The sequence below is a fragment of the Brucella cytisi genome (assembly GCF_038433355.1).
GTDB classification, from domain to species: domain Bacteria; phylum Pseudomonadota; class Alphaproteobacteria; order Rhizobiales; family Rhizobiaceae; genus Brucella; species Brucella cytisi.
In genome coordinates, this window is the sequence record NZ_JBCAUP010000012.1 from 1 (window position 1) to 24,764 (window position 24,764).

The following is a 24,764-nucleotide window of genomic DNA, read 5'->3' on the forward strand; positions in this document are numbered from 1 at the left end:
GGCATAAAAAGGGGACTCAAGAGACCGAGGCGCTTGGCCGATCGCGCGGCGGTTTCACAACCAGGCTCCATGCCCGGTGCGATGCGAAAGGCCGACCGCTCGGCTTTGTCCTGACGCCCGGACAAACGCATGACACCCAAGGCTTCGCGCCTTTGTTCCGGATGATCTCCGACCGGATCGAGGCGTTCCTCGCCGACAAGGGGTACGACGCTGACGCCATTCGCGAAGAGATCGCCCGCGCCGATATCGAGGCCGTCATTCCGACAAAGAGCAACAGACGCCAACCAATCCCGCACGACAAAGCCAAATACAAATGGCGCAATCAGATCGAGCGCCTCTTCAACAAGCTCAAGAACTGGCGACGGGTCGCAACCCGATACGACAAGACCAAGGAATCCTACCTCGGTTTCGTCGCAATCGCTGCAGTCAAACTATGGATACCCTTTGTCCACGAGCGCTAGCCAGTTTTGCGTTCGAGAACATGGAAATTGCTTCATATACTATACTGATCGCGGCTGCCCGGAGACTAAATGAAGAAGATATTGTGCAGGCGTGCGAGCAGAGCCTACAGGAAGAGATCGCCATGGCCGATTGGCTCAAGGCTCACCTCGATGCGACGACCGAGCAGTTTCTGGAGAGAACGTTTGCGGAAAGCGATGCGGCAAAGCGTTAAGATCTACTGAGCTTGTACTAGCTTGTCTGGCAACATCCAAGTTGGCCCATAAAAACAACGTCCGGATAAAACGCACCGCAAACTGCAATGACAATTCGTCCCCAATGGGTTGTTATGTGGATAAACTGGTTTTGCCAGGTGCCTGAGCCTGGCAGGTGATTTTTGTGATCCAATCCTCGCAGCCTTGAGGAGTTTACCATTGCGACGCTGCGGCTAAGATTGTTTTTCCGACACAGTATAAGTGTGGCGGGCTAAGACCCAGGTCGACTTACATAAGGGCTTTGGGAAAGCCAAAACCTTAGTTGCTGATCTTTCGCGAATCTTATCCCGATGCGTTCACCGCATTCTATCCGAAACTCGTGACAACGAGGTTCGAGCGAAAACGGCTCCTCCGCAAGTGAGGCCCCGTCCAGTTTACCGGTTAGGGCCAAGGCAATAGAGAGTTTACCAGGTCCAGAACACAAATCAGAGATACGGTTGGTGTTTCTTCGCTTTTCCATCAGTTCTATTCCCTTCAGCGGAGCAATCGCACGAAGAAGCACGGCGGAAGCATTGGCACAAACGAAATTCATGCACCAGTATAAGCCGTAGATTCGATAGATATATGACCTTCCGTGAGTACCAAACATCGATTTGTTTTTGAGACCCGGGCCTTTGAAGCTATGAGAAGCAGGATCGTGTCGGCCATAGGCTTCGGTTTCGACAATCATGCCTCCTACCCCGTCAACGAAAAACTTCCACCCAATAAGTTCCGGTGCAACGTATTTTGCGTCTCTGTCAAAAAAATCTTGCAACATTTAGCGTCTCGATCCAGAAGTATCTTAGGTCTTTTTACTGCGCGAAATCAGTTCGGCGGATCGGTCTGCAGGGAATGCGGTGAGTTTTGCTCGCTAATCGAATTCCGGTCGATTCCGCGCAACAACGCCACTGCCATCAACAGGACCATTATGCCCAGAAAAACCCAAAGCAGGAGTTTCATTAGTATCTCCAATCCGGAATGCAGTTAGCGTTCTTTGTCCATGTGTCCCACTTTGCCAGCCTGATCCCGTTTGGTAACAGTTCCATCGAGAGTCTCGAGAAGGCTAACAAGTTCTGGCTCATCGATCAGAAGCCGAGCTTCATCCGGGAACAGCCATTTACGATAACGTTCCTTGTCTTCCCGCCAGTTGGCGAATTCCCTCCTTACATATAGCGGAAAAACCCTTACTTTGACGGGGACAAACACTTTTTGTAGACGCTTCCAATAGAAGAAATGACCGATTGGGTCGGTGGAGAGATCACCTTCAAGCCCTGCTTCTTCCCGCGCTTCTATGCTTGCTGCTTCACCAAGGCTTTTCTTTTTCATTGGCCAACCCTTAGGCAAGGTAAACCTCCGGGTACGGCGGGTTGTCAGGAGCAAAATCTCCAGCCGCCCGTTATCGAAGCGATAAGGAAGTGCGGCGACCTGCTCAAGCTCTGTACCCGCTTTTGCCTTCCGGAGACGACTTTTCCATTTTCCCGAGCTCATATTGAATGTCCTCGTCAAAGGCACCCAACTTTTATTTCAGTCGCCGGTTCCATTTCCAGTGCAAATCCCGAGGGGGCCATTACTTTTAGACTATCTGGCGATTACCGACTGCAGCCCGCTTCTTAAAGGCGGAACAATCTTGAACTGTTACAGTTAAGAGATGTACACGCATCAATCATCGGACGCCGGCCTTGTTGCCTGATCTACGTCCGTCTTGCCGGCAACGTGGCAACCATATGGGTGCTCGGTACAAAGTTGCATTTGTTTGCCCGCGCTCTGAGCCACCGGCTCAAACACGAATGCAGAGACGGCTGCGAGCGCAAGAATGGGAGTTATCTTGAAATGGGTATCCGCGATATGGTTGGAGAAACGATGGAAGCAAAGGCCGCAAACGCCGTCATCGAAGAGCTCGAACGGCAAGCCGCTGAGACACACTTCGCCTCAGCGTGCAGCGGCAAGAGGACCAGGTGGCCGTCAAGGGTTTAATCGACGTCGATTCAATTGTTTTGGTCGTTGTCGGCGCAATGGCTGGCGGACCATGAAGTTTTCTCAAGGGTGAACATCACGTACCAGGCGTTTATTGAGCGATTAAACTCTCCATGTCGTCATCCATGGAGACGAATAGCAGTATTCAGATTTCTGATCAGCCATCTGGTTTCTGCTCCGGATCCAGGCGTTTCGACTTCCGGGCAGCGTTCTGAAATAGTGACAGTGGAGCTCATGTATGTGCCTCCCCTCAGCGCTTACTCTCACAATAGACTGAGGAACCGACCAAGTTTTCGCAAGTTAGAGGTGCGATTACATTTCGTATTAAGGAGCCGATCGTGACAGCTCAATCACACAATGCCTCCGACGTTCTCGTCGAGACCCTTATAGAGTGGGGAGTGAAAGTCGTTTTTGGCCTGCCGGGTGACGGGATCAACGGGATTATGGAGGCGCTTCGCATCCGACAACATAGAATCCAGTTCGTGCAGGTACGCCATGAGGCGTCTGCAGCCTTCATGGCCTCCGGCTATGCCCGTGCAACGGGTCGACTGGGTGTCTGCCTTGCGACCTCTGGACCAGGCGGTACAAATCTTCTGACAGGCCTTTACGATGCCAAGCTTGACCAATTGCCGGTACTTGCCATCACCGGCATGCAGTTTCATGATCTCCAGCATACCTTCACTCAGCAGGATGTCGATCTAGTCCAGATCTTCAGGGATGTCTCGCTATATAACGTAGCTGTCCAGGATGCGGCCCATATGCAGAATGTCGCGAGCTTGGCCTGTCGTTCTGCCCTTTCAAAGCGCGGTGTCGCGCATCTTTCCATCGCCAGCGACGTGCAGGAGGTAACACTTGCGGAAAGCAAGCGATCACGCCGTAATCGCCCCAGTCATGTACCGAACGTGACGTTTTCCGGGCTCCCAGTACCTGATCCGGACGAGCTTGATCGTGCCGTTGAAATCTTAAACAGTTCCGAACGAGTGGCGATCCTCGTGGGACGTGGCGCTATCGGCGCTCGTGAGGAACTCCAGTGCACTGCCGATCTGCTCGCTGCTCCGGTCGCCAAGGCGCTGCTCGGTAAGACGGTGATGGCGGATGCGCATCCGCACTGCACCGGCGGCATCGGTATTTTGGGAACCGAACCTTCGCAGGCAATCATGAAACGTTGCGACGCGTTGCTGATCGTCGGGTCGACCTTCCCCTACATTGAATACTATCCCGATCCGGACGAAGCTCGCGCAGTGCAGATCGACGTCGACGGACAGCGCTTGGGGTTGCGTTATCCCATTGAAGCCGGCCTCGTCGGAGACGCAAAAGCGACGCTTTGCAAGCTTAACAAACGGTTGCATCGAAAAGAAGAACGCACATTTCTGAACGAGTCTCAACATAGAATGCGCGATTGGCGCGACAAGCTCATCCAGATAGAGGAGCATGCCGGCACAACGCTCAAGCCTGCGGCTGTCGTAAAAGCCTTCGGTCAGCGCATTGCAGATAACGGTATACTCGTGGCCGATTCCGGCCAGAACACGGAACTTGCCGCGCGACATATACATCTCAGTCTCGACAATGATTTTGCCGTCTCGGGCGCACTTGCCTCGATGGCCTCTGCCATCCCATTTGCGATCGCCGCGGGCATCGCTTATCCGAACAGGCCGCTTTACGGTGTAGTGGGCGATGGCGGTTTCGCTATGCAGATGGGTGAGTTTTCGACCGCCGTCCGCCACGGACTGTCACTCAAGCTATTGGTTATCAACAATGGGATGCTCAATCAGATAGCTTGGGAACAAATGATGTTTCTTGGCAACCCGCAATTCGCATGTGAACTGGCGCCTATTGATTTTGCGAACGCCGCGGTATCCATGGGTGCCCGGGGTTTCACCATCGAAACATATGAACAAATCGAAGCCGTGCTGGACGAGGCGTTTGCAATCAACGGGCCTGTAGTCATAGAGGCAAAGGTCGACCGGTACGTGCCGATGCTGCCGCCGGTATTGCCCACAGATTACGCCCGCAATCTAGCGAAAGCGCTGCCGAATACACCCGGTAGCACACGCATTCGCGAGAATATCGAAAACAGCCCGTTGGTGCGTAAAGGGCAGCTCGCACTGGCGGCTGATGAAAAGCAGTAATACCGGCGGCTTACTCCAATTATTCATCGCCGCCAGTTTGCTTCAGAAATCGTGCCGCGACTGGGCGGTACGCTATTGAAGCTAAGTAGCTGGTTCTGGTGGAAACGACATCCAACCGCGACAGCTATCTTGATGGCGAGCAGCCAGTTCTAAAATCGCCCGTGTCGGAGAGACGAAGCTACCCAGACTATTAACGCTCGAAAGCGGCTGATCCGATTTTGATCTAGAACCCAATATGCTCCTTTTCTCGATGATGTCGAACTCGGCCCCACCATTGCTGTGGTCCGTGACTACAGCGATGTAGCCGAGCGTCGCTGAAACAATATCATTCACCGAGTAGCCAGATGCAGCGGCCACGTCGTATTCAGCATCAGCGCCATCGGCGCAGACAAGTCCCGAACCCGTCTAAAATCCGGATGGACTGCACCACCCTTAACGCTTGCTAACGTGTACACCCAAGTTGCGTTGTATACTTCTCGCCTGGCAAACGACCGCTTTTGAAGGAAGTTTTAGTATGGCACACATGCACAAAAGCCAGTTCCCTGTTTTGCATGCGAGCCACCTGTATTTCAGATCGACGCGCCTAGCTTGCCCATGCAAGTATATTATTTAGGAAACAGAAATGTGACGCTGGTCCGAAACCCCCATCCATCAGCCCCATTGTCAGGCGATTTCGCCCAATAACGCGCACCCACTTGTAGGTTGACCGGCTGTTCGCCAAACTTGACAAGTTTCGCTACAGTGAAGTTGACGGGAACGCTCCACTCGTTCTGTTCCCAGTCATAGGTACTCTCGGTATTCAATGCGAACGTCCAGGCATCCTTTGTAGTGTACGAGACGAAAGGCTGGAGGAATGTCGAACTAACGTTGGCTCGTTCATCGTCACCAGCAACAGACCAGATGTGGTTTGCCAGTGCACCATATGTCCACGGCCCGTGTTGTTTTAAAGCAACAGCCGTCGGGCCGATGCCGAATTTTTCGCTTCCCAGCAGTTCGTTAGTACCCGTGGGCAAGAGAAAGGCAGGACCGGCGCCCCAGATTACCCCGTTCGGGCCGGGTTTCTTTGGAGAAAAGAAGAAACTCTGCATCGTATCACCCAGGCCAAACTGATAGCCTGAATCTCCAGCTACGTCGGATTGCCACACCACCGGAACGACAGTACGAGAAATCAGGTTCCAATCTTCGTTCAGGGATATCGGGATTACCGGCTGGATATTAAGAGTGGTCCGGTGACCGTCAGAGGGACCGATCCCACTGTCATAGTTCAACTGCATCGGAACACTGATAAGCGATGCTATCGGATTTGAAAGTTGTTTGGCCAGATCCGCATCCTGCGCGTGAGTCTGAACGGGAACAATCAGAAGGGTTGTAGTAGCCACCAGTATGCGATTCCAGTTCCCCACTTCCTTTTCTCCATGTTACGAGCCGACTGAGCCGGGTCCATCTGAACAATTCAGGTTCACCCATTCTGCGTCGGTGCCGTTTCCACCGATCCACAGGTACCGTCAAGCACGACCATTCGGTCAAACAACATCAACCCGTCGATCGTCATCTGCTGGCATGTCCTGGTGATTTGATGCCCCGGCAGAGTCCGGCGCGAGTATCGACAAACTCGATAATAAATTTTCATTCACATCAAAACTCTCCCTGAAAACGTAAGCGCAATTAACGTCCAGCGTCACGCTCGAAGCAACAAAGCTCTGGACCTCGGACAGGCTGAGGCATAGATACCGCTCAGGGAAGTACGTAACGGTAAATTCCGGCCCAACCCTGCTGAGAAACCTAGGGCTGTCGGATAAATCTGGGCCTGACGTGCTAAAAAACCCACCTGTCAGTTCGAGCAGCACCCCTTTCTGGACATCGGCTCCGACCGCCTCCTTGCCTTCCGTGGGCTTACCCAATAACTCGACCTCAGCGGTATCTTTGCGCGCTACGGATAATCCTACGTTCGCCGCATCAGTTGATTCCACGCCCATTTGGATCCTGCTCACATAGGGTTGCGACCGAATGACGACTTTCGGACATTGATTTGCAAAAGACGCCATTCGAGGTCGCCGTCGTTTACAGTACGGGACGATTTGAAGGCTGAGTTTCCTCTATTCAGCGGGCGCTACTGAATATACGTTGCCGGCACTTGCCCGGGCAATGACTGCCAAGGCGAGTGCCACAAACGACAAGATCGCACCCGCCCAATTCGGAGAGGCTAAACCAAATCCAGCTGCAATAGTCGCCCCACCCGCCCATGCACCGATCGCATTGCCCAGATTGAACATACCGATATTCACTGACGCTGCCATCGTGGGCGCACCCGCACGGCTGGCGCGGTCCATCACAAGTTTCTGGATCGGCGAAACTGTGGCAAAACCGAACGCTGCCATCAGGAAGACTGACACGAAGGCCAAGATACCACTGGTGACGCCAAGCCATAATATCAGCAGGATCACTGCCTGAGCCGCCAGAGTCACGAATAATGTACCGAATAAAGATTTATCAGCGAAGCGACCGCCGATCCAGTTACCAACAGCCAGCCCGAGACCAAAGGCCACCATCAGCCACGCGATACCGGTGTCTGAAAACCCGGCTTCTTCGACCATCATAGGAGCGATGTATGTGATGGAAGTGAAAAAGGCCGCGGGACCGAAGATTGTGATGCCCATGGCAAGCAAAACCTGCGGATCAACAAAAGCACTTAGTTCAGCCTTGATGGCGACGGCTTTGCCAGCTTCGATACGTGGCACGAGCAGCGCGATGCTGAAAACTGTGACAAGTCCAATCAGAGCGATCACCCAGAATACCAATCGCCAATTATAAACCTGGGCAAGCCACGTGCCCACAGGTACACCAAATAGGTTGGCCAATGTCAGGCCTGAGAACATGAAGGCGATTGCGCTTGCTTGTCTGTCCTTGCTAACCAAGGAGGCTGCAATGAGGGAACCGATGCCGAAAAATGTGCCATGATTGAATGCCGTCAAAATGCGGCCCGCCAGTGCGATAGGAAAGGTTGGCGCAAGCGCGGTCAGAACATTGCCAAGAGTGAAAATAAGCGCAAGGCCGATTAACATCGCCTTGCGCGGTATTCTAGCGCCTAAAGCCGTTAGAACCGGAGCGCCGACAAAGACGCCCAAAGCGTAAGTCGTGGCCATCAAACCGGCAGTTGGAATATCGACGCCGAAATCATTGGCGATCTGCGGCAGTATGCCGGCGATGACGAATTCGGTCAGGCCAATGCCGAACGCGCCAATCGCCAGCGCGAATAGCGCGGCTGGCATGGGAAGTCTCCGTAAATCATTTCATTCCGAACGATGTTCGGCTATTATGCCCATATGAGACATTTCATTCGGAGGTAAACCTCTTTTGCCCACATCACATAAAGAAACAGATATTGTTCGGCAAAAGCGACACCGTCCGGTCGAACTTGATATAACCGACCGAAAAATATTAGGGCTTCTCGCTGAAGATGCTTCTCGAAGCTATGCCGAACTTAGCAAGATCGTAAACCTTTCCGCTCCCGCTATTCACGATCGAGTCAAGCGCTTGAAGCGCGATGGTGTAATCAAGAATACAGTAGCTATTCTCGACGGCTGCAAGCTCGGACGGACCCTCCTCACCTTTCTTGTCGTCGATACGAGTAGCTACAACGCCACCCGCCAACTGTTGGCTTTCGTCGACAAACCCCAAGTTGAGGAACTTCACACGGTTGCTGGAGACGGTTGTGTGCTGGTTAAGGTTCGGGCAGAAGATACGGAATCCCTTGAGAACTTCCTTATGGAAATTCAACGCCTCGACGGTGTCCGGTCCGTGAGAAGCTATATAGCTCTCTCCACTTTTCTCGAAAGAGGACCATCTCCGGACTGATTGTGGACCGATGGCACGGAGATAGAACCAAGGAAGTTCCGCTCTAGACCCGCTCTATTGTCGCGAATGGCAAGCAGTATGTGAGATTTCAGCAACAAAATGCGCGTAAGGGATAAGCGACCTCTCGTCCGCACGTTGGCAGCGTCTTACGTGATGCGGAGAAATCAGAGCCATATGAATTTGCAAAAGCGAACTGCGTGGGTTAGTTAACTTCATCCACAAGGACCCGGTGAAATTCCGGGTGGCTCTTCTGGCCGCCGATCCGCCAGACAACACAGCAACGCAACCTCTTCCAATTTCGTGGACCGGGCTTTGCCCGGCCCGTTGCATCAACTGTGAAAAATCTCAAATGCGAACTCTTTCAAACTACCGTCAGGAATGGTTCTCCAACATCCGTGGCGATGTACTCTCGGGCATCGTTGTCGCTCTAGCGCTTATCCCAGAAGCGATTGGCTTCTCAGTGATCGCGGGCGTCGATCCCAAGGTCGGTCTCTACGCATCCTTCGCAATTGCCTGTGTGGCGGCCTTTGTTGGCGGTCGGCCGGGCATGATCTCTGCCGCCACGGCCGCAACCGCGGTTGTAATGGTTACATTGGTTAAGGAGCACGGCCTTCAGTATCTGTTTGCCGCAACTATTCTGATGGGCATCATTCAGATCGTCGCGGGTTGGCTCAAGCTCGGCCGCGTTATGCGCTTCGTCTCCCGATCAGTCATTACGGGCTTCGTCAACGCACTTGCGATCCTGATCTTCATGGCCCAGTTGCCCGAACTCATTGGAGTTCCGACGCTGACCTACGCGATGATCGCGTGCGGCCTCGCCATCATCTACCTCTTCCCCTACTTGACCAGGGCTATTCCATCGCCGCTCGTGGCCATCGCAGTCCTTACGACCGCGGCGTGGTGGTTTGGCATGGACCTGCGCACCGTCGGCAACCTCGGTGAACTTCCGTCTTCGATCCCCTTCCTCATGCTTCCTCAGGTACCGCTGACCTTGGAGACGCTGCAGATCATCTTCCCATATTCGGTCACGCTCGCCGCTGTCGGTCTGCTGGAATCGCTGCTCACCGCGCAGATCGTCGACGATATGACTGACACGCCGAGCAACAAGAGCCAGGAATGTGTTGGTCAGGGCGCCGGAAATATTGCATCGGCATTGATAGGTGGCATGGGCGGCTGTGCCATGATTGGCCAGTCAGTCATCAACGTGACATCAGGTGGCCGCGGACGGCTTTCGACGTTTGTGGCAGGCGCCTTCCTGCTCTTCCTGATCGTCGTTCTCAACGACCTCGTCCGGATCATTCCGATGGCCGCGCTTGTTGCAGTCATGATTATGGTTTCCATTGGTACGTTCTCCTGGCAGTCGATCCTCGACCTGAGACGCCACCCGCTTCCGTCCTCCGTTGTGATGCTGGCGACAGTCACCACTGTCGTCGCAACACATGATCTGGCAAAGGGCGTGATCGTCGGCGTCCTGCTGTCTGGCATTTTTTTTGCTGGCAAGGTGGCACGACTGTTCAGGGTCACGCGGAAGGAGGACGCAAAACAAAACAGTGTCAACTATGTCGTTGAGGGGCAGGTCTTTTTTGCATCGGCAGAAGCTTTCATCCATGCGTTCGAATTCACAGAGAAGGGTAAGCGGATCATCATAGATCTCACAAAAGCCCATCTCTGGGACATCACTGCAGTTGGCGCGTTGGACAAGATCGTATTGAAGTTCCGTCAGGGGGGTGACGAGGTCGAGGTCCTCGGCTTCAACGAAGCGAGTGCTGACATGATCGACCGCTTCGCACTACACAACAAGGATGAACGGCTTGCAGCAAGCACCTCACTGCACTGAACAACGGGGCTGCGTACATTCGTGCGCAGCCATCGGCTGTGTCGCAAATTTTCGGTCAGTTAAAAGCGTGTTGATCCTTGCGCACACTGACGCGGCGAGCTCTGCATGTGGCGGTGAAGCAGGCAATCCAACTCGCCGCCATTGGGTTCGACGCGGTCAAACATCTGAACCTGTGCCGGCTGGAGCATCGATCGCCACGTCAATATCCTTGAAATGAACAGCAACAGCCGCGCCGGAAAGGCTGGCTAAAATTCACCTCAAAAAATCGTCGCGCGCGTGTGAGCCTCCGCTTGGACTGCGCCCTCCCGGCGGTCTCATACCCGCGCAGCGTGACCAATTTTTGCGTCGCCGCATGGTCGGTTTAGACGAACTCAATCGCGACTTAGCGCGAATTGATGGTCCAGAAATCCTGCCAATCCTGAAGCTTTGAATAGTCGCTTTCAGCGGTCTCGGAATGTGGAACATAGAGCTGGTCGATGACTTTCACGATGCCAGACACCTCGCTTTCTGGAATCTTCGCGTCCTTGTTCGACGAAATCTTTCCGTCTGCCAACTGCGGAGCCATGCCCTCTTCCGTCATCATGTAATGCACGAAGAGCTTCGACGCATTCGGGCTTTTCGTACCCGATGCGATAACGGCAACGCGTGGAGTAAGCTGTCCGGCCCAGGGTTTCATGCCTGTACAAATGCCCATCGAGTAGCCATTCTTCTTGGCATCACGGAAAATCGAGGTGCTGAGGAAGCCCATAAATGGCTTTTCCTGCCCCTTTGCACCGATGATCGGACCGACTTCCGTATCGCTCCGCGTAACGCTCGGGCGGTTCTTTGCGAAGCGCTTGACCCACTCAGCAGTCGCGCTTGCTTCGTCAGTTTTCAGAGGCTCACCGAAGAACTCTTCATATGCCTTGCGCATGGCTTCATCATCATGCTCGGCAATCTGATTGAACCAGAACATGGTTTCGTTGCGCAGTAGCGGATCAGGGATAGCAATGCGGCCCTTCCATTCTTCCGTGGTCAATGCCCAGATATTGTCGATCGGACACTTATCGCCATGGACATCCGAGTTATAGGCCCACACCCATGGGTTAAGGCTGGTGATTGCCGGGTTCTGATATTCCACGGGCACCTGACCCTTGAGATCGACGGGAAGCCAGCTGAGACCTGCGCCCTGAACGATGATTTCCGACGTAACTGACGGCAGATTGCTCATGTTGAAGACGTCCGTGCGAACATTGTTCGCAGCCGCTTCGCGCAGAATGACCTGCTCCTGGTTCTGGCCGTTCATCTTCACGCCTGTAGCCTTCACACCGTATTTTGCGGTGAAGGCTTCAGCCATGGTGACGATCTTGCCAGTGGCATCCACAACGGTAATGCCAGGCTCTTTCCTGGCCGCTTCAATCAGTGCTTCGAGCGAATAATCCGCATCCTTGATACCGATTTCAGCGACAGGCTCTGCGAAGGCAGCCGTGCTTGCCAGAAGTGCGGCGCTCAATGAAAGGGCCGCACATTTGCGAATGGTTGAACTCATTATTTCCTCCAACGTTGATGATTATTGTTTGAAAGTGAAAGCATCGACGCGCATTCGATGCGCCTCTTTTCAGTCGCTGATGCGCTTGCCTTCTTTGCAGAACACATGGACGTGGCTCCGTTCGACATGGAACCAGATTTCATCGCCAGCCTTCCGGGCTGGAGCATCTGCAGCGATTGCAAAATACTGCTCGCCATGAATTGACATTTCGACGATCCAGCTACCACCGGTGGGCACGATATCGACCACTTTGGCCACACATCCGTGCTCGACAGGCTTATGGCTGAGACGAACGGATTCCGGCCGAATACCGACGGAACCGACATTGCTTGCCGCAATGCCCTGCGCCTTGAGGTAATCGCGTGCCCATGTCGCCAGCGCACCGTTATTGCTGTCGTTAAGCTCGATGATATTGATCGGCAGATTGCCGATGAATTCGGCCACAAAGCGATTGGCCGGGCGCTCGTAAATGTCGTCAGGCGTGCCAAGCTGTTGCAACTCGCCTTCGCTCATCACCGCAATCGTGGTTGCCAATGTCATGGCCTCCCATTGATCGTGGGTTACGAATACGACCGTCGAGCCCATTTCCTGATGAATACGCTTGAGTTCCGCGCGCATTTCAAGACGCAGCTTCGCATCGAGATTGGAAAGTGGTTCGTCGAGCAGAATAATATCGGGCTTAAGCGCCAGCATACGCGCAAGCGCTACGCGCTGCTGCTGACCGCCAGACATCTGTGCTGGCAAACGGTCGTGATAACGCTCGATGCCAAGCTTCTGCAGAACGTCGTTGACAATACGCTGACGCTCAGCCTTGGCGACCTTATGCAGCTTCAAACCGAACTCGACATTTTGTTCAACCGTCATATGCGGCCAAAGGGCATAGTTCTGGAACACCAGCCCCATGCCACGCTTTTCTGGCGGCACATAAATGCCGTCATCGACCGACACGATCTTCTGACCATCAACGAGGATCTGACCTTCGGTTGGGTATTCAAGACCTGCAATCATGCGCAGCGTCGTCGTCTTGCCGCAGCCAGAAGGTCCAAGCAGGCAGAGAAACTCCGACTTTGGAATTTCGAGTGAAAGCTTTTCAACTGCGGCGCGGGCGGCTTTGCCGTAGCTCTTTCTGACATCGCGAATTGTAATGCTCGACATTATTTGCCTCCCAATCCGTCAGACAATTTGCTGTTGGTGAGTTTTTGAACGATGACCGTGCCGCCAAAGGCGATGACGCAGATCATCAGAACGACTGCATTTGCGGCCTGGCTGTAGCTGTAATCCACGAGGCGCAATGCATAAGTGGTGAGAACATCCGTGCCCGGCACAGCCAGCACGACAACGAGGCTCAAGCCTTTGATGCCAGAGATAAACGGCAACAGAATACCTGAAACCAGTGAGCCTTTCTGGATCGGCGCTACAATCGAAACCAGACGACGCCAGAAACCGGCACCCACGATCTGGGCCGCTTCTTCAGGCGCTTTGCCAAGCTGCATCATCGCCGAGATACCCGCACGCGATGCGAATGGCATCTGATCGGCAAGGATCGCGAGGACCAACAGGATCGGCGTTCCGTAAAGGGCTGGAAGCGGACCACGCTGCACTGCAAACATCGTGAGATAGGCTGCAGCAAATGCAATGCCCGGAACCAGATAAGGCAGGAATGTCACCTGACGCAGAAACGTGCCGACAAGCGAAACCGGCGTGCGAGCCACGACATAACCGACCAGAAGACCCAGCAGCCCCGCACCCAAGGCAGCCGAGCCGACGATCCAGAGCGTGTTCCAGGTCGCTTTCCAGAACTCCCCGGTCAGGAGGATGCCATTGCTCATCGCAGTGGTGTTAAGATCGGTGCCGATCCAGAAATCCAGCGTGAAATTATCAAGTGTGAAAACGCCGGGCACGCGCATAACCGTCGTCAGCAGAAGCGCCATTAGCGGAATGAACGCGCTGACAACGAACATGAGTGCGGCAAAGCTGAACGCAGGCACACGGAAGCGTCTGAGGTCTGTCTGACGATTCATAGAACCCTTGTTGCCAATAGTGACGAAACGGCGCGCTTCCTTGAGCAGATACATATCGAGGAAGATCGAAATGCTCCCGAGCACGACAATGGTTGCCGCAAGAACGGCACTCATGCCGGCCTGACTGGTCGAAATTGCGCGGAAGAGAGACGTCGCCAGCACGTCAAAGCCAACCGGCACGCCAAGAATATAGGCGACACCGAAGTCACCGAGACATTTGGCGAAGATCAGCGTTGAAGCCGACACAAGCGAGGGCAGCATCAATGGAAGAATGATGCGACGCGCGATCAGCAATTTGCCTGCGCCCATGACACGGGCTGAATCTTCAAGCGTGGAATCAAACTGCCGCAACGCATTGCCGAAAAGCAGGATCACGAATGGCGTATAGTGCATGGCCAGAATGAGTGTGATTGGCAACATGCCGTAAGCAAGCCAATCAGGTGGCGAGAAGCCCAAAGCTTCCATCCAGCTTGGCTGACCACCGGTGGTGCGATTTTTAAACAGCGTCAGCCAAGCCAACGCGAAGGTCCACGACGGCAGCATGTAAGGAACGATCAATGCTGTCGAGAACCACTTCTTGCCCGGTAAGTTTGTGCGGCTCAAAAGCCATGCCAGCGGAATGCCCGTGACAAGCGCAAAGGCAATCGAACCAAGTGCGATGATTGCTGTGTTCCAAAGCGGACGCCAGAACACATCCGTCGAAATCGCTGAGAAGAACGCACGGTTGAGATAATAGAAGGTCACTTCACCAATCTGCTGGCCCGAGCGTGCCCGATCAGCAAATTGGACAATCATTGCATCTGACAAAAGCAGCACGATTGGCGCTGCAATCAGATAAGCAAAAGCGATTGCCAGAATAATCCCGATCAGTGTCGTGGGGTCGGCATTATAGACCTTGTATTTGTAGGTTAGTTGCTTGTAAAAGCTCATTATTTTATCCACTTTGAGCCGAAGTGACCCCACCGTAACCCAATCGGGTTGCAGTTGACTGTGTTCTGGCTTGCTGCGGGAGCTGGCACTCAGAGACATGCCATGCGAATTGGTCGCTTGCTGTGAAGCGAATTATGGAGGCGGTGCGCCAGCCTTCTCGCTCACCTCGCGCACCAGGGACCACGCGGCTGCGTAATCTATGGGAATAAAGTGATCGTCACCCTGAAACTCGGCTCTCATTTCAGGCGTGAATGTGAAGTTGAAGAAGCAGCGCTTCATCTCCGCCACGAGATACGGCGCAAGATTGTGAGCATAGGCAAATGAGGAGGTTGGAAACAGGTCGCTCTGATAAATCAGACGAACCGCATCACGCTTCACAAGCCCCCGCTCGATCATGCGTTCAAGCACATCGGAGGCTACAGCCGCCATATCGTAATCACCGGCGACAACGCCGAGGATCGATTTATCGTGCCCGCCTGACATGATAGGCGGATAGTCTTGCCCCGGCGTGAGGCCTTCTTTTGGGAAGAGTGCGCGTGGCGCGACATTGCCAGAATTCGAGAACAATGATGCATGGGCGACGCGATGTCCTTTAATATCACCCAGCTTTTGATAGGGCGAGTCCGCGCGCACGACCGCGACCAGCCGATAGCCGCGCATCTGATCACCAGTGCCTTTGGCGGCAAAAGGAACAGCACCCGCGCGATTGACTGCCTCAATTGTCGGTCCTGTAGAGAATCCGGCAAAATGCAAGCGTCCTGAACGCATCGCCTCAACTTCATCAGCACTGGACTGAATCGGATAATAAATGATCTGCCGTCCAAGGCAGGCTTCAAGATGCTGGGTGAACGGCTTGAAGAGCCGCGCATAAACCGCCGGGTCTTCGATGGGCGAATAAGCCCATACGAGTGTTTGCGGATCACGCCACTGGGAAGCGTCTTTGGGAGTATCTGCGACAAGGTCGCGGTTCTCGTCGCAATAGCGCTCGTCCAGCGCACCACGATAAGCACAAGCAGCATCAGTGGCATTCGCATAAGCGATGCACAGCTGAAGCCCAAACAAGGTCATGCCGATACGACATGCCAACCCGCACCAAAACATTTTTTCCTCCCTGGACACTTGCTATGATACAAGCGCCACAGCCTCATCCCGTATTGTCTCAGATACTAGCAATTTTAACTGTCAGAATCCTGTCGTCCCGAAAACCTTGAATAGAATCGTCGAACACCACATGCGTATCCTTCTTGTAGAAGACACAATCGATATTGCGTTTGCTATTGCTTCAAAGCTTGAAAAAGAAGGCCACTCTGTCACGACTGTCTATGATGGCATACAGGGGGAAGATCTGGCTGTGAATGGCTCCTTTGATCTGGTCGTACTCGACATCAACCTTCCCGGACGTGACGGTTTTGCCATCCTGCGCAGTATGCGAGAACAATCCTTGTCATGCCCGGTATTGGTAATCACAGCGCGCAATCAGATTGCCGACAAGATCGATCTTCTCGAGCTTGGCGCTGATGATTATCTGGTCAAACCCTTCGATCTCAGGGAGCTTGTTGCCCGTATCAGAGCAGTCGCACGACGGCATATGGGCGTGGCGCAACCAGTTTTGCGGATCGGCGAATTATCGATCAACCTGACACAAAGGTCAGTGATGCAGGGGGACGATCCACTGGATTTCGGGCGGCGGGAATTCGACGTTCTGGAAATGCTTGCCACCCGTTTCAATGTCACGGTTCCAAAAGATATGCTGGTTCTGAAACTGTTTGGCCATGAAGATACCGGCACACCCAATGCTATCGAACTGCTGGTTTCACGCGTGCGGAAGAAGCTCGAGAACAGCAAAGTTGAGATTGTTACACAACGCGGCGTGGGTTATTTGCTCCGGCTTAAAGCGCCGCAACTCTGATGGTCAAAGGAGCCGCAAACAGGGAATATTCGATCCAGCGCCGCATTTTGGTGGGCAGTGGATTGACGCTGCTTGCCGTCACCGTTCTGCTCTTCTTTCTTGGCCGCTGGTATGCGCATCGTGCAGCCGATGAAGCATTTGACCGTGTTCTTGGGGCGGCGGCCCTATCGATCGCAGACACGATAACTCTGCAGGATGGTGCGCTCAGCGTCGATCTTCCACACTCGGCCTTTTCCATTTTGGGCACTTCGCGCCTCAATCGCATTTTCTATCGTGTCGTGGCACCCGATGGCAGCCTCCTGACCGGTTCGCCTACTCTCGGGCTCGAAATTCCGCATGGCAACAATAGCCGCGTTCGCCTCAGTGACAGTGTTTATCGCGGTGAAAAAATACGAATTGCCGCAGTCGCACGCTATCACAGCGACGCAAGAGGCGGCGGCTGGGTCGATGTTCTGGTGGGTGAAACGCGCGAAGCGCGGAGGCAGCTAACCTTGCAACTAAGCCTCAACACTCTCTTGCCTGCGCTTGGAGTGGCTTTGCTCGCACTGGTCCTTATCTGGCTCGCAATCCGGTTTGCATTCAGACCGCTGCGGACGGTTGAGTCTGATCTGCGCCAGCGCTCCTCATCCGACCTTAACCCGGTTGCTGGTCCTATTCCCAAGGAAGTCAGCGCACTTGTCACAGCGCTCAATGATTTCATGGGGCGGCTGAACGATGTGCTTGCCGGATTAAAGCTGGTCACAGCCGATGCAGCTCATCAGATGCGGACCCCACTTACCGCCTTGCGTGCCCTGACCGAACTGTCGCTCGAAGAAACTGATCCAGACCGGCAAAAAGAAATCCTTGCCCGTGTCCATGCCAATTCCATAAGCGCAAGTCTTCTTGCAAATCAGCTTTTATCTGAGGCGACTACACTACACAGTATTCAGTCACGGAGACTCGAAACGCTCGATCTGCGGCAGGTTACACAGGAAGCAGTCCGAAGACTGCGCGCTGAAGGCAGTTATTTCGATTTGCAACAAACCATCAGCTTTGATATGCCCGATGAGCCGCTCTATGTGAATGGCGAAACCATCAGCCTCAGAGAAATGATCCGCAATATCGTCGAAAACGCACTTATTCATGCGCGCGGCCCTGTTACTATCAGCCTTAGCCAGAATGGAGCTACGATCACCCTTGGTGTTCATGACAGAGGCGCAGGGCTTGCGACCGACATGAAAGACCGTGTCTTCGAGCGTTTCGTCCGAGCGGATCAATCAAAGCCCGGTTCCGGCCTTGGTTTGTCGATAGCAAAAATGGTTACGGAAGCGTTGGGCGGCCAGATTAAACTGCGTGACCGCGAAGGTGGTGGAACAAGCGTGCTGGTGACATTGCCCGCAACGACACCGGAGCAGCGCGCATGAAACGCATTATCCTGCAATTCTGTGCCGTTCTGATATTGATTGTTCCTTCATGGCATAACACGCATGCGCAAAATGACCCGGTTTCAAAACCCGAATTTCAGATTGTCGGCGACATCGCACCCGAAACCATAGCCCCCGTACAGGCTGGTCTTGCGCGTCAACTGCCCGGTGTGAACATTGCTTATCGGCAGATCAGACCGGGTGAATGGACTTCGCGGCTTCTTGCTGGCGCTGAAGAAGCGAGCACCGCCGATCTCGTTATCCTTTCGACGCCCGATCTTGCGGTGCTCATCGCCAATGAAGGCGGCGCGCAACCAAGAAATGGAATTGTTCGCAATGCAGGTTTAACACCACAAGCTCATTGGCGTAGCGAATTGTTCAGCATCGGTTTCGATCCAGCGGTGAGCGTTGTCAGGCGTCGCGCGCTCGACAATGAACTGCCAACGACACGCATTGAACTTGCACGATTGTTGGAGCAAAACGCACCGCGTTTTCAACGCCGTGTCGGGGTCGTCAATATTGGCATTGATAATGTCAGTTACACACTGGCAGCTCAGGATTCGATCCGATCACCGCTGTTCTGGCGTATCGTCCGCGCCTTCGGCGCATCACAAGCGCGAATTTTCGATACGAGTGAAGAACTGTTACAAGCGTTGTCAGCTGGCAGCATCGATCTTGCCTATAACGTGTCGTTGTCAGACGTGAGCAAATGGCAATATGACGCACGAAATTTTACAGTGATCATACCACAGGATTACGTTGTCGCTCTACCCTGGACCGCGCTCATCCCGGATCGAAGTAGACACGCAAACATCGCGGAACAGGCGATCACATTTCTTCTGTCTTCTAACGGTCAAGCGATCCTTCAAGAAACTGGCCTTGTATCGGAAACAAGCCCTACCGACGTTGCATCATTGCAACCTGTCGAGCTTGGGCCGGAGCTTCTGGTTTATCTGGATGGATTAAAGCGAAGCCGTTTTTTGGATACATGGTTCCAACTTATTGTACATGAATGATATTTCATATCACGATATGCAATCGCATAACTTGATGGAGCGATAGGCAGCAACAGCGTTATAGCTGATTTCCAGTTCAGGTGACATCGGAATGTCAAGGTCGCAAAACGTTCGCTGCTCAAACATGAGCCCGATGCTGCACTAAAACGTCTATGCACAACACACAAACTTCGCGACCAGTTCGGGTTGTGGAAGAAGCATGGCGTCGCCGGTGACGATCCGGCATCCCCGCTTCGAGGCAATTTCCAGTAGAGGCGTCATTTTCGGATGGATGATGACTTCGGCAACTGTAGTTTCCTCCCTCAATCCGGCAAGATCGAGCGGCAATGGTTCGCCCGCGTGCATGCCGAGAGAGGTCGCATTGATGAGAAGGTCGAGATCATCGAATTTATCTTTTGCATTGACCGCCACTGCGTGCGCAGAAGCATGAGGAATGGCTTTCACAATGTCCGCTGCCAGTTCCTGCGCCTTTTCATGGGTGCGGTTGGCGATGAGCAGCTCCGCAACGCCTGCCTCTACCAAGGCGAAAGCAATGGCACGACCGACACCGCCCGTGCCGACCATCATGGCCTTCTTGCCCTCCGGCAAAAAGCCATTCTTCCGCAAACCGCAAATGAAGCCCTCGCCATCTATGTTGTGTCCAGTAAACGTTCCATCTGCGTTCCGGCGTACAAAATTTACCGCGCCTAGACGGCGAGCCGTATCGGTCAGTTCGTCCATCAGCGAAACCGCCGCGATCTTATGGGGAATAGTAATGCCCAGACCAACAACATTCTTGATGCGACTGATCATATGCAAACTTGCAGACAAGTCCTCCGGCGCGACGTGTAGCGGAACAATCGCCACATCCAATCCCATCTTATCAAAATGATCGTTGATGAGGGCCGATCCCCGTATATGGCCCACCGGGTCAGCCAACATCAGCATTATCTGCGTCTTGCCAGTAATTTCCATCATTACACCTTCAAGCTCATCTTGCGCGTGGAAGCACAAACCCGCCTGAGAAGAAACGGCAAAGGCGATTGTGCTTAAAATTATGCGGTCGAGGTTTCCTGGTACTGACGGGGAAACGATCAGGTAACCGGTTCCGGTGTCATAAGTCCCGCGGTTTCCCCGCCATCTACGCTCATGACAACTCCATTGACATAAGAAGAGGCGTCCGAAAGTAGCCATGCCACAACTTCCGCGACCTCCCGCGGTTGACCAACACGGCCTGCTGGAATGCGCTGTTCGAGCTGGCGCTTGCGGAGAGGATTGGACAGAACCTTCTGCATCATACGCGTTGCAATCTGTCCCGGACAGATAGCGTTAAAGCGGATCTCGTCGCCGAATTCCAGCGCGAGTGCTTGCGTTAACCCGATGACTGCCGCTTTCGACGCACAGTATATGGCGAGGCCTTCCTCGCCCTGCTTACCCGCGACGCTGGCAATGTTGACGACAGAACCACGTGCCTTTCTCAATCCTTCCAGCGCATGGCGTGTAAAGAGGAAGGCGCTACGGGCATTGATGCTCATCACTTCGTCCCAATCAGCACTACCTGCGGCGCCAAACGGCATCCGGCGCCCGACACCTGCATTGTTGACGAGCCCGGTAATGCTTCCATCGCCAAGACAAAGCGCTTCTTCAACGACGCGGCGGCAATCATTCTCGCATCCGACGTCGCCTTGTATGAAACTGATCATTTCACTGGAAGCCGCCAGTTGTTCGCCTGCCTCGGCATCTCGCCCGGTTGCCAGGACACGATGCCCCCGGCCAACCAGCAGCTCCGCGCAAGCTCGGCCAATACCATGCGTTGCGCCGGTAACGATAATCATTCTAGCTCCTCCCACAGCCATCATGGCGATTCTGGTCAGTATGGTGCCGTTCGAACCGCACCATCCATTTGCTTTCAGGCGCATCTTTTCGATAACCGCTTCGAAAATTCCGCGGTGCGCTCTTTACCCACGAGCACGCTCCGTCCACTTGCGCCCCGGAATATGGACAGCGCTTCTGCATGAAGGCTCCTTTACTCTTTGGTGAGAGCCGGATGAGGTGTCCGGGTCATTGCCCGAATAATTGCGCCGTCAGATTGCTCTGCCTAGAATTATGATATATCATATATTTAAATGTCGGACGCAAGCGCTATTTCGTGGTCATGTGAATTCCAGTAACAACGCTGCGGTACTCATCTCCCTCGGCTGGGGATATTCCAGAAAAAGGAGAATTGTCCTCACAACGGGAAATACGCCAGAGTAAATAGTTGGAGCTTCTGCCTGCTCACTTTTCATAGGACCAACCTGAACCGGATCGCCTTGGTATTCCAACGCATACCTCCGTACTCGGCACAGGAGATTGCCTTTTTAGATTAACGTGGGCGGCGCCTCATCTATATGATATGCGGAAACTGAATGATTTGAACCGAGATTGAATGATGAGCGATATTGAACAGCCGTCCGGTGAGAACGAAAAGGGGGTTGGGCCTGTTGCCCGAGACAGCCTGACCGGGCTGGTTTACAACAACCTTCGGCAAGCGCTGATGGAAGGGCGTTTTTGGCCCGGTCACCGGTTCAAGATCCGGGAACTGGCAGCAGCAATGAGTGTTTCAGAGACACCAATACGCGAAGCCTTGATGCAGCTCGTGCGGGGTCGCGCGCTGGAAATGCAAGCTGGCAAGTCCATCATCGTCGCCCACATGACGGCCAAACAGTATATCGAGCTTCGCACGGTGCGACTTTTTCTGGAAGGGCTTGCGGCAGAACATGCCACAACGCGAATTTCCGAATCTGCTATTGATCGGATTGAGGTCGTCCATGAAGAGTTGATCCGCGCTGAGCAAGAGCGGCGTTGGTCGGACGCTGTCAAGGCGAACTGGCAGTTTCATCGAGGTTTGTACGACGCCTCCGAACTGCCCGAAGTGCTGGCCATTCTCGATGATATATGGATGCGCAACGGCCCTCTTTTGAACTTTCATTATCCAGATGCCCCGCCAACATACCCGGCGGAACATCAGCATTTGGCGGTTTTGAAATATCTTCGACAACGCCGATCGGACAAGGTGCGGGAATCCATTCAGGCCGATATGATGGAAGGCGGCCAGAACCTCGTGCGCCTTCTCGAAAAGTCCGGAGGTACACGCTTCATGCCCCGGCGCGAAGAATGAATAGCGAAACGGGATTTGCGGTCTCCAATGACCTCAATGCCAATCCATGATAACTTTACCAGAGTTGCCAGAACGCATTGCTTCAAACCCGTCGCGAAATTCAGTGACAGGAATGCGATGGGTAATGACTGGCGCCAGATCAAGCCCGCCCTGGACAAATGCAATCATTTTGTACCATGTCTCGAACATTTCACGGCCATAGATGCCTTTCAACGTCAGCATCTTGAATATGACTTTGTTCCAGTCGATCTCGAAACCGGCCGCGGGAATACCAAGAATGGCAATTTTGCCGCCGTTGTTCATCTTGTCGATCATATCTCTGAAAGCGGAAGCGGCGCCCGACATTTCCAACCCAACATCAAAACCTTCCGACATGCCAATTGATTTCATCACATCGGCAAGATTGTCTTTTGAAGCATCAACCACATGATCAATACCGATCTTACGGGCCAGTTCTAGCCTTATCGGATTAATATCGGTGATCACCACCTTGCGGGCACCGGAACGCTTGGCAACCATGGCACCCATGATACCGATCGGCCCCGCACCAGTGACCAGCACATCCTCACCGATCATGTCAAAGGAAAGCGCTGTATGAACCGCATTGCCAAAGGGATCGAAAATGGCGGCGACTTCATCTGGCACATCTTCGGGAATAGCGACAACGTTATATTCAGGCAGGCAGAAAAACTCACCAAAGGAACCCGGTCGATTAACCCCAACTCCCAACGTATTACGGCACAAATGCCCCCGACCGGCACGGCAATTGCGACATTTGCCGCACACAATATGGCCCTCACCTGAAACGCGCTCACCAACCTTATACTTCGTGACCGCCGATCCGATCTCGACAATCTCACCCATGAACTCATGACCGACTACCATTGGGACGGGAATGGTCTTCTGCGCCCATTGATCCCAGTTCCAAATATGCACATCAGTACCGCAGATCGCCGATTTCTTGACTTTGATCAGCACATCATTGGGGCCGATCTCGGGAACCGGCACATGCTCCATCCAAAGGCCAGGTTCCGGCCTGGCCTTCACCAGTGCTTTCATCATATTGGTCATATCAGGCTCCCTGGATAATACCGAGATCGCGGCCGACCTGTTCAAACACTGCAATGGCCTGGCGCACATCCTGCTCTGAGTGGGCAGCCGACATCTGCGTACGAATACGCGCCTGCCCCTTCGGCACAACCGGAAAAGAAAAACCTATGACATAAACGCCCTTGTCCAGCATCCGTGCGGCCATTTCCTGCGCAAGCACCGCGTCGCCCAGCATTACCGGAATGATGGGGTGATCTCCCCCTGCCAAAGTGAAACCCAGCCTGGTCATTTCTCGACGAAACAGTTCGGCATTAGCCTTGAGCCGGTTACGCAAATCTCCGCCCTGTTCGATCAGATCAAAGACCTTCAATGAAGCGGCCGCAATGACAGGCGCAAGCGTATTGGAGAACAGATAGGGACGTGAGCGTTGACGCAGCCAGTCGACGACTTCCGCCTTGGCCGAGGTATAACCGCCCGACGCACCGCCCAGCGCCTTGCCAAGTGTGCCGGTGATAATTCCGACCCGTCCCTCTACCCCGCAATATTCCGCTGAACCGCGACCGTTTTCGCCGACAAAACCGACGGCGTGGCTGTCATCTACCATGACTATGGCACCATACTTGTCCGCCAGATCACAAACGCCCTGCAGGTTGGCAATGATGCCGTCCATGGAAAAAACACCATCAGTGGCAATCAGCTTGAAGCGCGATCCCTCGGCTTTTTTCAACTCTTGCTCAAGTGATGCCATATCATTATTGGCATAACGGAAGCGTTTAGCTTTGGACAACCGGACACCGTCAATGATCGATGCATGATTGAGTGCATCCGAAATGATGGCGTCATCTTCACCCAGTAAAGTTTCGAACAAGCCCCCATTGGCATCGAAACAGGAGGAATACAGGATGGTATCTTCCATTCCGAGGAAGGACGAAATTCGAGCCTCCAGCTGTTTGTGTTCTTCCTGGGTCCCGCAGATAAAGCGCACCGATGCCATGCCAAAGCCATAGCGGTCGAGCGCTTGTTTGGCGGCTGCAGTCAATTCCTCATTATCAGCCAACCCGAGATAATTATTGGCGCAAAAATTAAGCACCCGCTCTCCAGAGGCCACTTCAATGGTGCCCGACTGTTTTGACGTAATGACGCGTTCCGACTTGTAGAGGCCATCGGATTTCAAACCGTCAAGCTCGCGACGGAAATGCTGAAGAAAATCCTGGTTCAATTTCGCAACTCTCACCTTGATGTGTGGCCGGACCTGGCGACGGGCAGAAATATAGAAATGCA

The 24,764-nt window shown here is 53.6% G+C and carries 22 protein-coding genes and 1 other annotated feature; of the genes, 9 read left to right on the forward strand and 13 right to left on the reverse strand.

Annotated features, from left to right (window positions below; genetic code table 11):
* Positions 1-461: IS5 family transposase (locus AAE521_RS12805; protein WP_342061481.1), on the forward strand; the 461-nt coding region annotated here is incomplete at its 5' end.
* Complete coding sequence (locus tag AAE521_RS12810) at positions 434-673, forward strand: DUF892 family protein (protein WP_342061482.1); 240 nt, start codon at positions 434-436, stop codon at positions 671-673. The genes AAE521_RS12805 and AAE521_RS12810, both read left to right, overlap by 28 nt.
* Before the next feature lie 251 nt (positions 674-924).
* On the opposite strand, the gene AAE521_RS12815 is transcribed toward AAE521_RS12810, so the two are convergent.
* Together AAE521_RS12815 and AAE521_RS12820 are read right to left on the reverse strand one after the other, a co-directional pair.
* Positions 925-1,470: a DNA-3-methyladenine glycosylase gene (locus AAE521_RS12815; protein WP_342061483.1), complete on the reverse strand. Its 546-nt coding sequence runs from the start codon at positions 1,468-1,470 to the stop codon at positions 925-927.
* Between the two features lie 206 nt (positions 1,471-1,676).
* Entirely contained in the window at positions 1,677-2,180 is a 504-nt protein-coding gene (locus tag AAE521_RS12820) for an NUDIX hydrolase (RefSeq protein WP_342061484.1), read from the reverse strand.
* Positions 2,181-3,004: 824 nt separating this feature from the next.
* Here AAE521_RS12820 and AAE521_RS12825 point away from each other — a divergent pair.
* The gene (locus AAE521_RS12825; RefSeq protein ID WP_342061485.1) at positions 3,005-4,795 is read left to right on the forward strand and encodes a thiamine pyrophosphate-binding protein; all 1,791 of its coding nucleotides are present in this window, start codon (positions 3,005-3,007) and stop codon (positions 4,793-4,795) included.
* 605 nt (positions 4,796-5,400) lie between these two features.
* Here the strand turns inward: AAE521_RS12825 and AAE521_RS12830 are convergent.
* The 3 genes from AAE521_RS12830 to AAE521_RS12840 form a co-directional block, all read right to left on the reverse strand.
* Positions 5,401-6,174 carry a transporter gene (locus AAE521_RS12830; RefSeq protein WP_342061486.1) on the reverse strand — a complete coding sequence of 258 codons (774 nt, stop codon included), beginning with the start codon at positions 6,172-6,174 and terminating at the stop codon, positions 5,401-5,403.
* Positions 6,175-6,318: 144 nt separating this feature from the next.
* Complete coding sequence (locus AAE521_RS12835; protein ID WP_342061487.1) at positions 6,319-6,771, reverse strand: hypothetical protein; 453 nt, start codon at positions 6,769-6,771, stop codon at positions 6,319-6,321.
* A 120-nt stretch (positions 6,772-6,891) separates the two neighbouring features.
* Positions 6,892-8,064, reverse strand: a complete 1,173-nt coding sequence (locus AAE521_RS12840) for an MFS transporter (RefSeq protein ID WP_342061488.1) — start codon at positions 8,062-8,064, stop codon at positions 6,892-6,894.
* Positions 8,065-8,149: 85 nt separating this feature from the next.
* Here AAE521_RS12840 and AAE521_RS12845 point away from each other — a divergent pair, with 85 nt between their 5' ends.
* Entirely contained in the window at positions 8,150-8,650 is a 501-nt protein-coding gene (locus AAE521_RS12845; RefSeq protein WP_342061489.1) for an Lrp/AsnC family transcriptional regulator, read from the forward strand.
* A gap of 219 nt (positions 8,651-8,869) precedes the next feature.
* Positions 8,870-8,925 (forward strand) — a sequence feature (sul1 is cis-regulatory element that is thought to sense ions involved in sulfur or methionine metabolism; They are found in Alphaproteobacteria).
* A 74-nt stretch (positions 8,926-8,999) separates the two neighbouring features.
* Positions 9,000-10,487, forward strand: a complete 1,488-nt coding sequence (locus AAE521_RS12850) for a SulP family inorganic anion transporter (RefSeq protein ID WP_342061490.1) — start codon at positions 9,000-9,002, stop codon at positions 10,485-10,487.
* A 382-nt stretch (positions 10,488-10,869) separates the two neighbouring features.
* Here the strand turns inward: AAE521_RS12850 and AAE521_RS12855 are convergent, their stop codons facing one another.
* From AAE521_RS12855 to phnD, 4 genes are all read right to left on the reverse strand, one after another.
* Positions 10,870-12,015, reverse strand: a complete 1,146-nt coding sequence (locus tag AAE521_RS12855; protein WP_342061491.1) for an ABC transporter substrate-binding protein — start codon at positions 12,013-12,015, stop codon at positions 10,870-10,872.
* 69 nt (positions 12,016-12,084) lie between these two features.
* Positions 12,085-13,170, reverse strand: coding sequence for an ABC transporter ATP-binding protein (locus AAE521_RS12860; protein ID WP_342061492.1), 1,086 nt, complete (start codon positions 13,168-13,170; stop codon positions 12,085-12,087).
* Positions 13,170-14,966 (reverse strand): ABC transporter permease, encoded by a 1,797-nt coding sequence (locus AAE521_RS12865; protein ID WP_342061493.1) that lies wholly within the window; start codon positions 14,964-14,966, stop codon positions 13,170-13,172. The genes AAE521_RS12860 and AAE521_RS12865 overlap by 1 nt, the downstream gene beginning before the upstream one ends.
* A 132-nt stretch (positions 14,967-15,098) precedes the next feature.
* Positions 15,099-16,067 carry a phosphate/phosphite/phosphonate ABC transporter substrate-binding protein gene (gene phnD, locus AAE521_RS12870; RefSeq protein WP_071633786.1) on the reverse strand — a complete coding sequence of 323 codons (969 nt, stop codon included), beginning with the start codon at positions 16,065-16,067 and terminating at the stop codon, positions 15,099-15,101.
* 130 nt (positions 16,068-16,197) lie between these two features.
* Between phnD and AAE521_RS12875 the strand changes: the two genes are divergently transcribed.
* The 3 genes from AAE521_RS12875 to AAE521_RS12885 are packed head-to-tail and all read left to right on the forward strand — an operon-like array spanning position 16,198 to position 19,294.
* Positions 16,198-16,875, forward strand: a complete 678-nt coding sequence (locus tag AAE521_RS12875; RefSeq protein ID WP_071633785.1) for a response regulator transcription factor — start codon at positions 16,198-16,200, stop codon at positions 16,873-16,875.
* Complete coding sequence (locus tag AAE521_RS12880; RefSeq protein WP_342061494.1) at positions 16,875-18,278, forward strand: sensor histidine kinase; 1,404 nt, start codon at positions 16,875-16,877, stop codon at positions 18,276-18,278. The genes AAE521_RS12875 and AAE521_RS12880 overlap by 1 nt, the downstream gene beginning before the upstream one ends.
* Positions 18,275-19,294 carry an ABC transporter substrate-binding protein gene (locus AAE521_RS12885; protein ID WP_342061495.1) on the forward strand — a complete coding sequence of 340 codons (1,020 nt, stop codon included), beginning with the start codon at positions 18,275-18,277 and terminating at the stop codon, positions 19,292-19,294. Before AAE521_RS12880 ends, AAE521_RS12885 begins: the two co-directional genes overlap by 4 nt.
* 150 nt (positions 19,295-19,444) lie before the next feature.
* Here AAE521_RS12885 and AAE521_RS12890 read toward each other — a convergent pair whose 3' ends face one another.
* Together AAE521_RS12890 and AAE521_RS12895 are read right to left on the reverse strand one after the other, a co-directional pair.
* Complete coding sequence (locus AAE521_RS12890; RefSeq protein WP_167375573.1) at positions 19,445-20,251, reverse strand: shikimate dehydrogenase family protein; 807 nt, start codon at positions 20,249-20,251, stop codon at positions 19,445-19,447.
* Between the two features lie 116 nt (positions 20,252-20,367).
* Complete coding sequence (locus AAE521_RS12895; RefSeq protein WP_084094399.1) at positions 20,368-21,108, reverse strand: SDR family NAD(P)-dependent oxidoreductase; 741 nt, start codon at positions 21,106-21,108, stop codon at positions 20,368-20,370.
* A 593-nt stretch (positions 21,109-21,701) separates the two neighbouring features.
* Here AAE521_RS12895 and AAE521_RS12900 point away from each other — a divergent pair.
* Complete coding sequence (locus AAE521_RS12900) at positions 21,702-22,433, forward strand: GntR family transcriptional regulator (protein ID WP_342061496.1); 732 nt, start codon at positions 21,702-21,704, stop codon at positions 22,431-22,433.
* 33 nt (positions 22,434-22,466) lie between these two features.
* Here AAE521_RS12900 and tdh read toward each other — a convergent pair whose 3' ends face one another.
* Both tdh and AAE521_RS12910 read right to left on the reverse strand, forming a co-directional pair.
* The gene (gene tdh / locus AAE521_RS12905) at positions 22,467-23,504 is read right to left on the reverse strand and encodes an L-threonine 3-dehydrogenase (protein WP_071633781.1); all 1,038 of its coding nucleotides are present in this window, start codon (positions 23,502-23,504) and stop codon (positions 22,467-22,469) included.
* Between the two features lies 1 nt (position 23,505).
* Complete coding sequence (locus AAE521_RS12910) at positions 23,506-24,702, reverse strand: glycine C-acetyltransferase (RefSeq protein ID WP_071633822.1); 1,197 nt, start codon at positions 24,700-24,702, stop codon at positions 23,506-23,508.
* Between the last annotated feature and the right edge of the window lie 62 nt (positions 24,703-24,764).